This window comes from Veillonella absiana (assembly GCF_032970865.1).
GTDB classification, from domain to species: Bacteria; Bacillota; Negativicutes; order Veillonellales; family Veillonellaceae; genus Veillonella; species Veillonella absiana.
The window spans coordinates 135,980-151,317 of sequence record NZ_JAWJZB010000007.1 but is presented as its reverse complement, the minus strand read 5'-3'; the positions used below and the strand labels follow the sequence as shown (position 1 = coordinate 151,317).

Below are 15,338 nucleotides of genomic sequence, written 5' to 3'. Positions count from 1 at the left end.
CTTGACTAGGTACATACTCTGTTGGTCTGCCTCGATGTGTCGTCTTAGTTGCAGTGCCACGTTTTAATTCGTAGCCCTCAGTACTAGGTGAGCAATTAAGTGCTTTTGCAATCTGGCGATAAAAGTAACCTTGCTTATGGAGCGCTTTGATTTCGCATCGATCTTCAAATCTTAAGTGTTGTCCTCTTTTGCGAGGTAGGGTATTAATGGTATTATTTAGGTGGTCCATAGTGATTGCCTCCGGTTAATTTTGTGTCGTAACTTAATTTTACCATTGATGCAATCCTATGGATCTTTTTATTTAGTTTTAGTGTTTAATTTCATTCTACAATTTACGTAAACTTTCATTATTTTTATTAATGCAGCACATAAACCCACTAATATCAGCACTCTTTCACTTAAGCAAAAAAAATGATGACTTAAAATATAATTAAATATATCTAAAGTCATCGAACTATCGTTTCTTTTTTATTATTTTGTATTGGTGGGCCCACCTGGGATCGAACCAGGGACCGATCGGTTATGAGCCGATTGCTCTACCCCTGAGCTATAGGCCCAATAGATAATCTACCTAACAATTATACTGAACTATACCTAGACTCGTCAAGCTTTTAACATCATAAATCGTTGAATCATAGCGTCTTCATTAAAGATACCTTTCGTAGTAAGGGTTGTAGTTTTACTATCCGTGCTCTTCACACCACGGGCACTCATACAGCTATGGCAAGCAGTAATATGTACAATTACATCGTCCGAACCGGTGGCCAAGGAAATCACCTCGGCAATATCCTCGCCGATTTTTTCTTGTAATTGTAATCGTTTACAGCAAAGTTCAGCAATGCGAGGAATTTTAGACAAGCCAATGACCCCTCCTTTGGGCATATAACCGATACTAATATTCATGTTATACATCAATGCCATATGGTGTTCACAGTTGGAAAAACAAGTGATATCTTTCACCACGACCATCTGGTTCGTGTCCACGGGGAATGTTTTGCCATGCATCTTGGCGATATCTGCATTGCTATATTGAATGCCTGCATACATTTCATGCATCATATGGGCTACCCGTTTAGGTGTTTCAAGCAATCCTTCACGATTCGGGTCCTCACCAATGGCCTCTAGCAATTGGTACACTAGGGATTCTATTTTTTTCGTATCTATTTGACTCATAAATTAGCTACACCCCCTTCTCGTTCGGATCCCAAATAAATTTATGAATTTGCAGCTGTAACCGCACATTTTGCAAATTATGGTCCTTCATATAGTCCACAATAGTTACCGCCTCTATTTGCCCCCATATAGGCGACACATAGGCTTGTGCTTTCGTAGGATAGGTCTCAAGAACACGACGCATTCTGTCTAAATCCTGCGGTGTACCTACTACAAATTTCAACAAATCACGCTCAGTGGCGGCTTTCATAATATCTCGATTCATAGAGTCCTCAGCCAATGAGGACGGGCCCTTGTAATCGTAGGTGAAAAACACATTGTCCCGGTGAAAGCTCGGCACAATGGTGCCATTCGTCTCTATATTAAAATCATATTGTTTGTTTCGTTTCGTTAACTCATCGATGAGCTCTATGACCTCTGGTTCCTGCAATAATGGTTCGCCACCAGTGATAGTAACACGGTGATTGCCTAACTGTTCTATTTTGTCAGTCACCTCTTGGACCGTCAATTGCTCATAGTCCACCTCAGGACCATAGCTATAGGTCGTATCACAATAGGAACAACGGATATTACAATCATAGAGCCGTAGGAATGTGCATAAGAACCCTTGGCGAGAACCTTCCCCATCAATGGAAGCAAACATCTCAATCACGTTCATAAGTCGCAATATTTCCTTCTGATTCTTGTACTTCTACTTTAAAACATGTTTCACCTAATTCATCAGCAATCCATTTCGCCATGTTCTCAGCAGTTGAATTAATATCCCCCATCACATCGTTGATATGTTGGTGATCTAAACGACCGTGGATTTTTTCCTTGATGATGGTAAAATCGATGACCATACCATTGTGATCAAGTTCCTTGGACCGACAATGAACAATAATAATCCAATTATGTCCATGTAAATTTTGACACTTACTAGGATAATCTAATTTGAGTTGATGAGAGGCGCTCACCTCTAGCCGTTTGGAAACTGTATACATATTTATCTCATTTCTATTAATTCATAATATTAGCGAAACACCTAGCCAACATCCATATATGTTGTCCGGACCGCGCTTACTATTTAACAACTAGGGTTAGTATTTGAAAACCATTTCTTATTATAGCACAAATCGGCCCATACATTGTATGGGCCGTATGTTTCATATCTTCTATTATAAGAAGTCTTTAATTTTATCGCGTTTGCCACGATTACGTAATTTTGTTAACGCTTTGCCTTCAATTTGACGAATACGTTCACGAGTTACGTTAAAATGTTGACCTACTTCTTCAAGTGTACGCGGTTTACCATCTTTCAAACCGAAACGAAGCAGAAGAACTTGTTGCTCTCTTTCAGTAAGGCATGTAAATACGTCCTCAATTTGCTCACGAAGCAAAATATAGCTCGCTGCATCATCTGGAGCGATAGCGTCTTGGTCTTCAATGAAATCGCCTAAATGTGAATCTTCTTCTTCACCGATTGGTGTTTCCAAAGATACTGGTTCTTGTGCGATTTTTTGAATTTCGCGAACACGCTCTACCGTAATCCCCATACCTTCAGCGATTTCTTCTGGTAATGGTTCGCGACCTTTATCCTGTAATAATTGACGAGAAATACGAATCAATTTATTGATTGTTTCCACCATATGTACTGGAATACGGATAGTTCTCGCTTGGTCAGCGATAGCACGAGTAATGGCCTGGCGAATCCACCAAGTAGCATAAGTAGAGAATTTGTACCCTTTATGATGGTCAAATTTATCTACTGCCTTGATTAAACCAAGATTACCTTCCTGAATCAAATCCAAGAATAACATTCCACGACCAACATAGCGTTTAGCAATACTAACAACGAGACGAAGGTTGGCATCCACCAATTTTTTCTTGGCTTTTTCACCTAGCTTGATTTCCTTATATGTGGCATCTTCTTTCGTAGCTGCTTCGATTTGCTCCGCCAATACGATTTCTTCTGAACCAGATAACAATGGCACTCGGCCAATTTCCTTGAGGTACATACGTACAGGATCATCAATGTTAACTCCTGTATCGATACTCAAATCAATATTAATATTTTTTTCCGAATGTGTGTCATCATCGTCTGCCACAATATCTGTATCATCAGCAGCTTCCACTGCTTCATCTGGCACAACTTCAATATTTAACTTGGTGAAAGTTGTATAAATATCATCCAATTGCTCTGCCGTTAATTCAGTTTGCTCATGAAGAGCATCTGCTATTTCTGCTTGCGTCAAAACTCCCTCTTGACGGCCTTTTTCGAGAAGTTGAGCTACAATCTCCTCAATTTGACTTTTATGTTCTTTCTTAGCCACAGCGCTCTTCCTTTCTCAGTTTCTACCTAGATTACTTCTATTTTGACCATTCATTAATAATTTTTTGAATTTCCTGACACTTGTGTAATTCGCCAATGAAGGTCGAATCTCCTGCACGATTTAGTTGATCAGCTAATCTTGAATGAAATTTATATTGCTCCCGTAATGATCTGAGCCTTACAGATCTAATCAAACCACGTAACCGCGCCATGTCACGTCCTGTATTTTCAAGTATCATGAGTCTAGCATATTCCGTATATTCTTCTTTTGTTAATGTTTCCTCTACAGTCGTAGTATCAAAACCATTGTGACTAGAATATATAGACCCTAACTTTTCTATTATAGCCCGATGTTCAATATTTTGAAAGTCCTCTAACGGTAAATATTGTAAAACTTCCTGTAAACTTTCACCATCATTAATGGCCATGGCCATTAATTGTTCCTCATCAGGGGATACGGCCTGTGTCATTTTTGTCACTGATTGTACCTCAGTAGGCAGTTCAATATTGCCCTTTTTTGTGTAATTGCGGAAATATCTAAATACCGTACTGTTGTCGAGCCACAATGGCATCGCCAAAGACCGTAACATATCCTCTCGTTGTGTTTGACTCTCCGTATGGGTAATGTAAGGGAACATATCCTGTAATACAGCCTGTTTCCCATCAGAGTCATTTGTATCATGTTGAAGTAATGACTCATTCAATAAATAATCAAAAGGCTTGATGGCCTTGGACACCAATTCTTCAAAGGCCTTTGCCCCGTGATTACGCACATAATCATCAGGATCCTTACCATCAGGCATGGCTAGTACACGCACTTTAAAGTCTGTATTTTGCAACAACTCAATGGCTCGTTTAGCTGCCTGTTGCCCTGCACCATCCATATCATAAGCCAATACAATTTCATCAGCTTGTCGCATTAATAAATGTCCATGGTCATTCGTATACGCCGTCCCCAAGGAGGCTACCACATTTGTTATACCCTTGTTGTGCGCTGAAATAACGTCCATATACCCTTCAACGAGTATAGCCTGTTTCGTTTCACGGATGCGTTTATAAGCCTTATCAAAGGCAAAGAGCAATTTTCCTTTATCAAAGATAGGTGATTCTGGAGAGTTCAAATATTTAGGAGAACTATCATCCATCACGCGCCCACCAAATCCAACGACACGACCTTTACCATCCATGATAGGGAACATCACACGATTTCGGAAGAAATCATAGGCTCGTCCCTCAGAGTTCTTACGGGCCAAATTGAGTTCCAGTAACACAGAATCCTCAATGCCACGCTCGCGGAATGCTTTATACAGTCGATCCCAACCTTCTGGGGCAAACCCCAATCGGAAATTATCAATCGTTTCCTTTGTGAGGCCTCGTTTTTTAAGGTACTCCAAGCCTACCTTACCAAGAGATGTTTGAGTTAAACAATTATGGAAAAATGAAGCTGCTAATTCATTAGCCTCATATAATTTCTTGCGATGCAACTCACGCGCTCGTTGTTGTGGTGATAATTCTTGCTCTGGCAATGCAATATTTGCGCGATTAGCTAATTTTTCAAGAGCCTCTGGAAATGTTAAGTGTTCTATTTCCATCAAAAATTTAATAGAGTTTCCCGATGCACGGCAACCAAAGCAATAATAAAACCCTTTCTCTGGTGATACGCTAAAGGACGCTGTTTTTTCATTATGGAATGGGCAACAGCCCCAATAATTCTGTCCTTTTTTCTTTAAGGCTACATGCTCGGATACAACAGAGACAATATCATTGGCATCTTTAATTTGTGCAATTAGTTCATTGTCAAAATATCGACTCAATCCTAACACCTACTTTCTACCTTAAACCTTACTTTATATTCGATAGCGACCTATAAAAATATTCGATAGAGACCTATAAAAGTCCTCTATGTATTTGCTAATTTGCTATATCAGTATGGCATATATGCTATAACTCTATGATTTGTATTTAATACAATAGACAATACTACGTCAGAGTACCTGTGTTAACCATGAATTATATATCCCTATACTGATTAAAGATTTATATAGTCCTGTACTGATAAAGATAGGCTGCAATGCGAACATTGCAGCCTAGATTCTTTAATTTATAATCTAATATTAGAGTTAAATCACGTTTGTAATCTCGCGCTAATATTAAATTTTATTTTGCGTAATCTACCACACGTGTTTCACGGATGATAACTACTTTGATTTGACCTGGGTATTCTAACTCAGATTCAATACGTTTGATAATGTCACGAACTAACAATGTAGATTCTGCTTCATCAATACGATCAGGTTTTACTACGACACGAATTTCACGACCCGCTTGAATAGCAAAACATTTTTCAACGCCGTCAAAGGATTCAGCGATTTCTTCGAGTTTACTTAAGCGTTTCAAGTAGTTTTCTAATGTTTCACGACGAGCACCTGGACGAGCTGCAGAAATTGCATCTGCTGCAGCCACTAATACTGCTTCTACAGATTGGAATTCTTCGTCACCATGATGGGCACCGATACAGTTTACTACAAGAGCGCTTTCACGATATTTTCTAGCTACATCAACACCGATTTGAACGTGGGAACCTTCAATTTCACGGTCAAGAGCTTTACCAATATCATGAATCAAACCACCGCGTTTAGCGAGGGCTACATCACAACCAAGTTCAGCAGCCATAATGCCTGCCAAATGGGATACTTCGATGGAATGTTTCAATACGTTTTGACCATAGCTTGTACGATATTTCAAGCGGCCAAGAATCTTGATAATTTCAGGATGTAAGCCATGAACATCAGCTTCAAATGTAGCCTGTTCACCAGCTTCTTTAATCGTTTGATCTACTTCTTTACGAGCTTTAGCCACCATCTCTTCAATACGAGCTGGATGAATACGACCGTCTACAATCAATTTTTCAAGAGCAATACGTGCTACTTCACGACGAATTGGATCAAAACCAGATAAGATAACTGCTTCTGGTGTATCATCAATAATCAAATCAATACCAGTCAATGTTTCAAGGGCACGAATGTTACGGCCTTCACGACCGATAATACGACCTTTCATTTCATCATTTGGCAATGCTACTACAGATACTGTAGATTCTGCCACATGGTCAGCTGCACAACGTTGAATAGCTACTGCAATAATTTCTCTTGCATTTTTCTCAGCTTCATCTTTCGCTTGCTGTTCCATATCTTTTACCATAACAGCTGTTTCGTGACGGATTTCTTGTTCCACATTGTTAAGCAAAATGGATTTTGCTTCTTCAAAGGTCATACCAGAAATACGTTCCAATTCAGCCATTTGTTGATCGTGTAAAGCTTCCACTTTTTCACGACTTGCATTTAAATCAGATTCTTTTCGATGTAAAGATTCTTCTTTACGTTCGATAGTATCTAATTTTTTGTCAAGAGATTCTTCTTTTTGAAGAATACGACGTTCCATACGTTGTAATTCCGTACGACGATCTTTGTTTTCTCTTTCTACATCAGAGCGAAGTTTATGAATTTCTTCTTTCGCTTCGAGCAATGCTTCTTTCTTTTTAGACTCTGCTGCCTGTTCTCCAGCGGCTACGATACGAGCTGCCTCTTGTTCGGCTTGGTTGAGCTTACCTTCGGCAATATTTTTACGTAAAAAGTAACCAACACCTAAACCTATGAGAACCATTACAACAGCGATTAGACTATATTCTAAAATGAGTCTCACCTCCTTCTGTCAAAAAAATAAGAGCCGATAACATCGGCTCTTGGGTTGCCGTATATTAATTCATAAAATTAAGACCCTATAAATATATATAAATAAGGCTATTCTAATTTTATGCTTAAAGCCCTATTCTGTCAAGAATTAAGGCTTTAGTTCATTACATACAGCACGTATAATAGCAGGGGAAAACCCTCGATTTTTTAATGCACTAATCACTTTCGATTCATTTACAATTCGCCCCTCTGCAAGCTCATTTGTAAAATCACTATACATTGATTGGCATACCACATCTTTTCCAAATTTACGTTCTACCACTTTAAAGGCAGCCGCCATTTCATCATACCCTTGAATTTGACTCGGCGCCTCTAATCCACGCTGTTTCATTTTCTGTTTGATAAAAAAAGCTCCGTATTTCTGTTCTTTCATCATGTAGGCCAAGACTTGATCCGCTAACCGTTGGTCATTCAAATAGTCGTATTCAATCATCTTAGCCTCAACTTGATCGATGAGCTCGTTGGAGATATTCTTACGACGCATTTTCTGTCGCAATTCATAACAACTCAAGAAACGTTGCCCTAAAAAACGAAGGGCTTGATCCATCGCTTGTGGTAATGTTATGTCAGTATCCATTACTCTTGCTCTTCGTGAACTTCTTCACCGATTACATCGATTTCTTCAGGCCCTACAGCCAATGTGTCGCGGATGATACGATCGATTTCAAGTGCCACTTCTGGATGCTCATTCAAATAGGCTTTTGCAGATTCTTTACCTTGGCCCATACGTTCCCCATTATAAGAATACCACGCACCAGATTTATTGATGATATCCATGCTTGTACCAATATCGATGAGTGTACCTTCCTTAGAAATACCAGTACCGTACATCAAATCGAATTCCGCCACTTTAAATGGAGGTGCCACTTTATTTTTAACAACTTTTACTTTTGTACGAGTGCCTACATTTTCATTGTTTGCTTTAATCAATTCACCTTTACGTACATCAAGACGTACAGAGGAATAGAATTTCAACGCACGACCACCAGTTGTTGTTTCAGGGTTACCGAACATAACACCTACTTTTTCACGCAATTGGTTGATGAAAATAACAACAGTTTTGGATTTGCTGATGATACCAGTCAATTTACGAAGGGCTTTACTCATCAAGCGCGCTTGTAAACCTACGTGTGCATCGCCCATTTCACCTTCGATTTCGGCTTTTGGCACAAGCGCTGCTACAGAGTCGACTACGACGATATCTACTGCTCCACTGCGCACTAGAGATTCTGTGATTTCCAATGCTTGTTCCCCATTATCTGGTTGGGAAATCAACAAATTGTTAATGTCTACGCCCAAATTACGAGCATATACTGGATCCATCGCATGTTCTGCGTCGATGAAAGCTGCAATACCACCTTGTTTTTGCGCTTCTGCTACAGCATGAAGAGCTACTGTTGTTTTACCAGAGGATTCTGGACCGTAGATTTCGATTACACGGCCACGAGGGAACCCGCCCACACCTACAGCAAGGTCAATCGCCAAGGAGCCTGTAGAAATAACTTCTACATTCATTTTATCTGCTGCTTCACCAAGGCGCATGATGGCCCCTTTACCAAAGTCTTTCTCGATTTGTTTTAACGCGTTATCTAACGCTGCTTGTCTGCCGTCTACTGCCATTATACAGTTCCTTTCTCTTTCATATAAGTATATACATAGTAAAGTGCAAGCTCTGCTGCACCTTGTCTAATTTCTTCACGACTCCCAATAAAGTTCGCCTTATGGGCCACTGTTCCATGAGGTCCTGTTACACCAAACCAAACAAGACCTACCGGTTTCTCTTCACTGCCCCCACCAGGGCCAGCAATACCAGTTGTAGATACTGCATAATCAGTACCAGTAACGCGGGCTACCCCTTCAGCCATAGCCCTAGCTACTTGTTCGCTCACAGCTCCATAGGTATCGAGTAATTCTTGAGGAACCCCTAGTACTCGATGCTTGATATCATTGCTGTAAGATATAACACCACCCATATAATAAGCACTACTACCAGATGTGTTGGTAATAGTTTTACCAACGAGTCCAGATGTACAAGACTCTGCAGTACTAATGGTAGCATTAGCTACTGTAAGATTTTTACCCAGTAGATCCTCCATAGGTATATCTAAGGAACGACCTACGTGAGTCCCTAAACGATTTCGGATAATTTCATCCCATGGTCTTAATAGAGCCTCAGCCTCTTCTGCTGTATTAGCTTTAGCAGTGATGCGCAACTCAATATACCCTTTTTTAATGAGGAACGCGATAGTCGGATTCGATTGTTCTTTCACCAAATCCATTAATCGATCCTCTAAATCGATTTCACGAATACCATAAATACCATAACGATACGATTTTACGACACCTTGGGATCCAAAGCGTTCCTGTAGGTATGGCACCACCGAATCTGTAAACATGCCCTTCATTTCACCTGGCGGTCCTGGCAATAAAATGAATGTTGTATCCTCAACCTCTAGTGTTACCCCAGGGGCTACGCCTACAGGGTTACGCAATACACCAGCACCTACTGGTAAGATGGCCTCTCTACGACTCGCCGCCGTCGGCACTTCTCGATTAACGCGCTTAAAGAACTTTTGGACCTCCGTCATAGCCAATGAATTAAACTCTACCTCGCGGCCCATAGCGCTAGCCAAAACCTCACGAGTAATATCACCTTGCGTTGGACCTAGTCCACCAGTACTGATGACAATATCGGCCCGTTCTGCGGCGCGTCTAAATATTTCAGCCATACGACCACGATTATCACCAATTGTCGATTGATAGGCAATGGTATATCCTAATTTATTAAGCTCCTGTGCCAACCAAGACACATTAGTATTCACTGTATCGCCTAATAATAATTCTGAACCTGTAGAGACTAATTCTACAATCATTCATATCACCTCATTTACGAGTCACTTTAAATTGATTGTTTTATTGATTAACTGGACAAACCACCACATCGTAGGCAAAGCCTTGTTCTACCTGTACGGTCAAAATATCGCCAGGCTGCAAGTCCTCACCACAATCCTCGATGTACATATTACCATCTACATCAGGGGCTTGGGATTTCAAACGACCCTTGGCCAATAAAGTACCTTTATCGCCTGGTTCTATTTCCTCAATCATAGCCTCATCAATAGTACCTTCTAAATCACGGTTATTTTCTTCTGAAACAGCTGCTTGGAAGGACATCAATACATGATAGCGTTCTTCTTTAACGTCCTCTGGAATTTGGTCCTCACGAGCACCCGCCGCTGTACCATCCTCACGAGAGTATGTAAACACGCCCATGTTATCAAATTTGATTTCTTTCACAAAATCGCACAATTCGTTAAACTGTTCCTCTGTTTCACCAGGGAATCCTACGATAATAGATGTACGCAAAGTAATATGTTTCTCTTGAGAACGAATTTTCTTGAGCAATGTTTCAATATCTTGACGTGTATCAGGACGATTCATTTGTTTTAAAATATCGTTATTCACATGTTGTAATGGAATATCTACATATTTGCAAACCTTTGGCTCATTAACGATTAACTCAAGTAATTCATCAGAGAAGAACTTTGGATACAAATACAACATGCGAATCCATTCAATACCTTCAACTTGAACGAGTTCTTTAATCAAGGCTGTGAGCATAGGTTTACCATTATTAAGGTCAATGCCATAGCTAGTAGTATCTTGAGCAATCAAAACGATTTCCTTTACCCCTGCAGCGGCGAGTTTTTCCACCTCTGCCTTGATAGATTCAATAGTACGACTACGGAATGCGCCACGCACCTTTGGAATGATGCAGAATGTACAACCATTATTACAGCCTTCTGCAATCTTTACATACGCACTGTAACGAGGTGTCGTTTGCATACGAGGCATACGCTCATTATAAATGTTCGTAATGCTATCCATGATGCAACAACGATTTCCTTGTTCAATAGCCTCTACGGCGGTCATTACTTGATCCCACGCACCAGTACCAATCAATGCATCAATTTCAGGGATTTCTTGGAACAATTCATCTTGGTATTGTTGACTCAAACAACCTGCTACAATTAACCCCTTGCACGCGCCAGTTTGTTTATGTTGCGCTACTTCAAGGATGGTATTAATGGACTCCTCTTTGGCCTTTTCAATAAACGTACAAGTATTGACAATAATAAGATCTGCTTCGCTTAAATTTTCTGTGATGCTATACCCATTATCCTTCAACAGGCCTAACATAACTTCCGTATCTACTAAATTTTTAGCACAACCTAGGCTTACATAACCTAATAACTTACTCATTCTATATCCTTTCCTTACGATGTGTATCTAACACACTTGGTTTATGGTATTTTTAACCTACTTAGTTCATTTGTCCATGAATAGCTCTACTTGGCTTACGGTTCTTTTCTAAAACGCACCTGGCTAACCCATTGATTCAATAGTACCTTTTTGCCTTCCACCGTATATCCGCCTTGTACGTCCCATAATACTAGCCTACGCCCTAACGAATCTTTTGGATCAGACATTTCTGGATTTGTGAAAGCAAAATGGAAATTATGCCGAATCATAAATTGAGCCGTTTCTTTTGCCAACAACCACTTGATAAACTCCGTACTCTCAATAGTATTCCGAGTACCATCAAGAACGGCTGCACCAGTCAAATAGAAAGAAGTTCCATCCGCCGGAAAAATGACTTTCACTGGATAGGAATGACTCATATATTGAGCTGCATCCGAGTAATTACCAATCCCGATATCCGTCTCCCCTAACGCCGCTAAGCGAACTGGGGTGGATAAAAATTTAGCATGTTGAATAACATGTGGTTTTAATCCATTAAAAAATTGAATCGTTGATGTCTCGCCTTTTGCTTCGACCATATTGTATAACAAGTTTGCTGCATTTTGAGATGCTACAAAATCTGTTACCACTACACGCCAATTACCAGGCTTTGCTAATGTGTCCCAAGTTGTAATATAACGCCCTAATGTGTTATAAAATGTATCATTTTGCGTAAATACCACCGGGTCATACCAGGTTCCAACCCAATAGCCATCTGTATTTTTAAACCGTTCTGCTACAGTATCTGCCGATTCCGTCACGATTGGTCTAAATTGATTTTTTGAAGTTCCTAACACAAGGTTATCCTGTGAAGTAATAACAATATCACCATTTTGCTCACCCCAAGGCCGTGACAACACCGTTGTCATTTGCTCTTCTGTTAGTGGCATTACAGTAATTTTGATATTTTTTTCTTCTTTATATTGATCAGCAAGAATCGTGGTGAGCGCATTTGGTAAATCTGTATAAACCACTAGCTCAGCCTTTACAGGTGCTTGGGCCTGTTCCTGCTTTTCCTTCCAGCTATACCAAAATCCAAATGTTAACATCCCCAATATAAAGAAAAACAAAGCAAAGGGCGCCTTCCATCGATTCATAATGTATACTCCCTATTGTTAGAATTAGCTATTGAATCTAAAACTCCTGCCAATGTTCCTGGCAGTGAACAAAATTTTTATTTCTGTGAAAGTTTTGTTTCTTTTCCCAAAAATCTATCGATTTTATGAGAAACTACCTTCTGAACGTTTGCGACCGCCGCTTGGGCGATTGTTATTTTGGCGGTTACTATTTTGTCGATTATTGGCACGGCCCGAGTCATTTGAACGATTCCCTCGTGCCCCACCATTACGGCCCTGATTACCAGGTCTACCGCCTTGGCGTCCTTGTGTGCCTACATCGTTATTACCTGCTCTACCACCTGGGCGACCTTGTGGGCCTGCACCGCTAGCTCTGTTTCCAGATTTACCAATCGGACGTGGTGGAATTAAACATTGTGGTCCAAAACCAATGAGATCTTGGCGACCTGCTTCAATGAGGGCTTCCTTTACTAAGTCATAATTTTCCACATTTTTATATTGCATCAACGCACGTTGTTTCGCTTTGTCACGGCCTTTTTTAGCCACGTACACAGGACGTCCATCGAGAGGATTGATACCTGTATAGTACATGGCAGTAGACAAGCTGCCTGGTGTAGGAATAAAGTCCTGCACTTGTTCTGGATACATATGTTGATCTCGTAAAAATTCTGCTAGTTCGATAGCATCCTCTAAACTACAGCCTGGATGAGAACTCATAAAGTATGGTACCAAATACTGCTTTTTACCAAGTTTACGATTAGCTTCTTCAAACCATTGTTTGAATTTGAGAAATTCTTTCTTTCCCGCCTTGCCCATCATCGTTGTAACACGATTAGAAATATGTTCTGGTGCTACTTTTAATTGACCACTCACATGGAATTCGCAAAGTTCTTTCACAAACTCCTTATTGTTATCTGCTAATACATAATCATAGCGCAAACCAGAACGTACGAATACCTTTTTTACACCTTTTAATTTACGCAATTTACGCAATAGTGAAAGATAATCATCATGGCTCGTATTGAGTCTTTCACAAGGTATTGGGGCTGCACAAGTTTTACCGCGACAGGCACCAAATTTAGCCTGTTTCTCGCAAGCTAGGTGACGGAAATTCGCCGTTGGACCACCTACATCATGGATATACCCTTTAAAGTTATCCATATCAATCATAGTTTTTGCTTCATCAATCAAGGATTCATGACTGCGATTTTGAATAATACGCCCTTGGTGATTTGTAATAGCGCAGAAAGAACAACTGCCAAAGCATCCTCGTTGGCTCGTCAAGCTGAACTGAACCTCACTCAAAGCAGGTACGCCACCTTTTTCATCGTATCGTGGATGCCACGTACGAGTGAATGGCAATGTATAAATTTCATCCATCTGTGCCTGTGTTAATGGCAAGGCCGGTGTATTTTGGATCAAATAGCGATCACCGTGTTTTTGTGCAATAGGATGTCCATAATATGGATCTTGCTCATCATATTGTAAACGGAACGCCTTAGCGAAGGCTTGTTTATCAGCTTTCACATCCTCAAAGGATGGAGTCAGCACATAATCCCCCTCAAAGATATCCTTATCCATATAACAAATACCGCGAATATTCGGCAAAGATTCTCTAAATTCACCAGAATCAAGAGCATCTGCAAGTTCAGCAATTTGCAGTTCCCCCATACCATAGATGAGTACATCCGCCTTGGCATCCTGTAAAATAGAACGCCGAACAGTATCAGACCAATAGTCATAATGGGCAAAGCGCCGCAAAGACGCCTCAATACCGCCGATGATAACAGGCACATCACTATAGGCCTCTTTCATACGGTTCGCATACACCAATGTAGCACGGTCTGGACGATGACCAGATTCCCCTCCTGGAGAATAGTCATCATCACGACGTATTTTTTTTGCTGCCGTAAATTTATTCAACATAGAATCTAGATTTCCTGCCGTCACAAGAGATGCTAATCTAGGTTTTCCCAATAGCTTGAAGCTATTCACATCATTCCAATCTGGTTGTGCAATAATACCAACGCGATACCCTTTATGTTCTAAATAACGGCCAATCACAGCTGGTGCAAAGGACGGATGATCCACATAAGCATCGCCACTGATGAGCACAAAATCAAGCTCTGCCCACCCACGCTCTTGCATATCTCGTGGCTCTGTTACTAAAAAATTATTCATGTCCCTACCTTATCCTATAGAAAGAATAACCAAATTAAAAATAATACTATGAGAACCAGGATGGTTCCAAGCACCATACGTTCTTGGGCCATCGTTTTTTGACGTTTACGTTGACGTGTTTCAAGAGAAATACGTTTTTTTTCCACCGTATGCTCTTCATATTCAGTTTGTAATTGCTCTTTTTGTGCTTTCTTGCGTTTACGATCTAAGGTCCGCACCGTGAAAGCATGTTTCTCGCCAATCAAATCCTGATAAGATACCACAAGACGTTGGCCATCTAAGCCAAGATAATTCGCATAATTACGAATGAATCCCTTCGTATACACATGACCAGGTATTAATTTAAAGTTACCATCTTCAATGGCCTCTAAATAGGCAGATCGGATATGTAATACTTGTTCTACGTCTTTGAAAGTCAATCCACGTCGCACACGTTCACGACGAAGTTCTTCCCCTATAGATGCCATTGGACAGCTCCTTTCAACATATATTTTCACCGACTATATACAATTCCTTCAAAAAGAGTCGTATGAGTCCGGTCTA

The 15,338-nt window shown here is 40.4% G+C and carries 14 protein-coding genes and 1 tRNA gene; all 15 read right to left on the bottom strand.

Annotation, left to right across the window (positions count from 1 at the left end):
- On the bottom strand, positions 1-229 hold a 229-nt coding region (locus RVY80_RS07215), incomplete at its 3' end, for a helix-turn-helix domain-containing protein (protein ID WP_317330078.1).
- 253 nt (positions 230-482) lie between these two features.
- Positions 483-557: transfer RNA gene (locus tag RVY80_RS07210), tRNA-Ile, on the bottom strand.
- Between the two features lie 46 nt (positions 558-603).
- A complete protein-coding gene (gene folE, locus RVY80_RS07205; protein ID WP_317330082.1) occupies positions 604-1,164 on the bottom strand; it encodes a GTP cyclohydrolase I in 561 nt (186 codons plus the stop codon).
- A 16-nt stretch (positions 1,165-1,180) separates the two neighbouring features.
- Positions 1,181-1,831, bottom strand: a complete 651-nt coding sequence (locus RVY80_RS07200; protein ID WP_317330076.1) for a radical SAM protein — start codon at positions 1,829-1,831, stop codon at positions 1,181-1,183.
- Positions 1,818-2,156 carry a 6-pyruvoyl trahydropterin synthase family protein gene (locus RVY80_RS07195; RefSeq protein ID WP_317330074.1) on the bottom strand — a complete coding sequence of 113 codons (339 nt, stop codon included), beginning with the start codon at positions 2,154-2,156 and terminating at the stop codon, positions 1,818-1,820. Before RVY80_RS07195 ends, RVY80_RS07200 begins: the two co-directional genes overlap by 14 nt.
- A 174-nt stretch (positions 2,157-2,330) precedes the next feature.
- Positions 2,331-3,485: an RNA polymerase sigma factor RpoD gene (rpoD, locus tag RVY80_RS07190; protein ID WP_295191732.1), complete on the bottom strand. Its 1,155-nt coding sequence runs from the start codon at positions 3,483-3,485 to the stop codon at positions 2,331-2,333.
- 37 nt (positions 3,486-3,522) lie between these two features.
- Positions 3,523-5,298, bottom strand: a complete 1,776-nt coding sequence (gene dnaG / locus RVY80_RS07185; RefSeq protein ID WP_317330071.1) for a DNA primase — start codon at positions 5,296-5,298, stop codon at positions 3,523-3,525.
- A gap of 343 nt (positions 5,299-5,641) precedes the next feature.
- Positions 5,642-7,186 carry a ribonuclease Y gene (gene rny, locus RVY80_RS07180; RefSeq protein ID WP_295193497.1) on the bottom strand — a complete coding sequence of 515 codons (1,545 nt, stop codon included), beginning with the start codon at positions 7,184-7,186 and terminating at the stop codon, positions 5,642-5,644.
- Between the two features lie 138 nt (positions 7,187-7,324).
- Positions 7,325-7,813 carry a regulatory protein RecX gene (locus tag RVY80_RS07175; protein WP_295191525.1) on the bottom strand — a complete coding sequence of 163 codons (489 nt, stop codon included), beginning with the start codon at positions 7,811-7,813 and terminating at the stop codon, positions 7,325-7,327.
- On the bottom strand, positions 7,813-8,856 hold the full coding sequence (recA, locus tag RVY80_RS07170) for a recombinase RecA (RefSeq protein ID WP_295191528.1): 1,044 nt from the start codon (positions 8,854-8,856) through the stop codon (positions 7,813-7,815). The genes RVY80_RS07175 and recA overlap by 1 nt, the downstream gene beginning before the upstream one ends.
- A complete protein-coding gene (locus RVY80_RS07165) occupies positions 8,856-10,109 on the bottom strand; it encodes a competence/damage-inducible protein A (RefSeq protein WP_317330069.1) in 1,254 nt (417 codons plus the stop codon). Before RVY80_RS07165 ends, recA begins: the two co-directional genes overlap by 1 nt.
- 40 nt (positions 10,110-10,149) lie before the next feature.
- Entirely contained in the window at positions 10,150-11,499 is a 1,350-nt protein-coding gene (gene rimO / locus RVY80_RS07160) for a 30S ribosomal protein S12 methylthiotransferase RimO (RefSeq protein WP_295191533.1), read from the bottom strand.
- 95 nt (positions 11,500-11,594) lie between these two features.
- A complete protein-coding gene (locus RVY80_RS07155; protein WP_295191536.1) occupies positions 11,595-12,635 on the bottom strand; it encodes an ABC transporter substrate-binding protein in 1,041 nt (346 codons plus the stop codon).
- 123 nt (positions 12,636-12,758) lie between these two features.
- Complete coding sequence (locus RVY80_RS07150; RefSeq protein WP_317330068.1) at positions 12,759-14,795, bottom strand: YgiQ family radical SAM protein; 2,037 nt, start codon at positions 14,793-14,795, stop codon at positions 12,759-12,761.
- Positions 14,796-14,809: 14 nt separating this feature from the next.
- Positions 14,810-15,262, bottom strand: coding sequence for a helix-turn-helix domain-containing protein (locus RVY80_RS07145; protein WP_295193503.1), 453 nt, complete (start codon positions 15,260-15,262; stop codon positions 14,810-14,812).
- Between the last annotated feature and the right edge of the window lie 76 nt (positions 15,263-15,338).

Excerpts from the sequence above, each read along its gene's own strand:
- RVY80_RS07200 (WP_317330076.1), bottom strand. The coding sequence starts at position 1,831 with ATGAACGTGATTGAGATGTTTGCTTCCATTGATGGGGAAGGTTCTCGC.
- RVY80_RS07195 (WP_317330074.1), bottom strand. The coding sequence starts at position 2,156 with ATGTATACAGTTTCCAAACGGCTAGAGGTGAGCGCCTCTCATCAACTC.
- RVY80_RS07175 (WP_295191525.1), bottom strand. The coding sequence starts at position 7,813 with ATGGATACTGACATAACATTACCACAAGCGATGGATCAAGCCCTTCGT.
- recA (WP_295191528.1), bottom strand. The coding sequence starts at position 8,856 with ATGGCAGTAGACGGCAGACAAGCAGCGTTAGATAACGCGTTAAAACAA.
- RVY80_RS07165 (WP_317330069.1), bottom strand. The coding sequence starts at position 10,109 with ATGATTGTAGAATTAGTCTCTACAGGTTCAGAATTATTATTAGGCGAT.
- rimO (WP_295191533.1), bottom strand. The coding sequence starts at position 11,499 with ATGAGTAAGTTATTAGGTTATGTAAGCCTAGGTTGTGCTAAAAATTTA.
- RVY80_RS07155 (WP_295191536.1), bottom strand. The coding sequence starts at position 12,635 with ATGAATCGATGGAAGGCGCCCTTTGCTTTGTTTTTCTTTATATTGGGG.
- RVY80_RS07150 (WP_317330068.1), bottom strand. The coding sequence starts at position 14,795 with ATGAATAATTTTTTAGTAACAGAGCCACGAGATATGCAAGAGCGTGGG.
- RVY80_RS07145 (WP_295193503.1), bottom strand. The coding sequence starts at position 15,262 with ATGGCATCTATAGGGGAAGAACTTCGTCGTGAACGTGTGCGACGTGGA.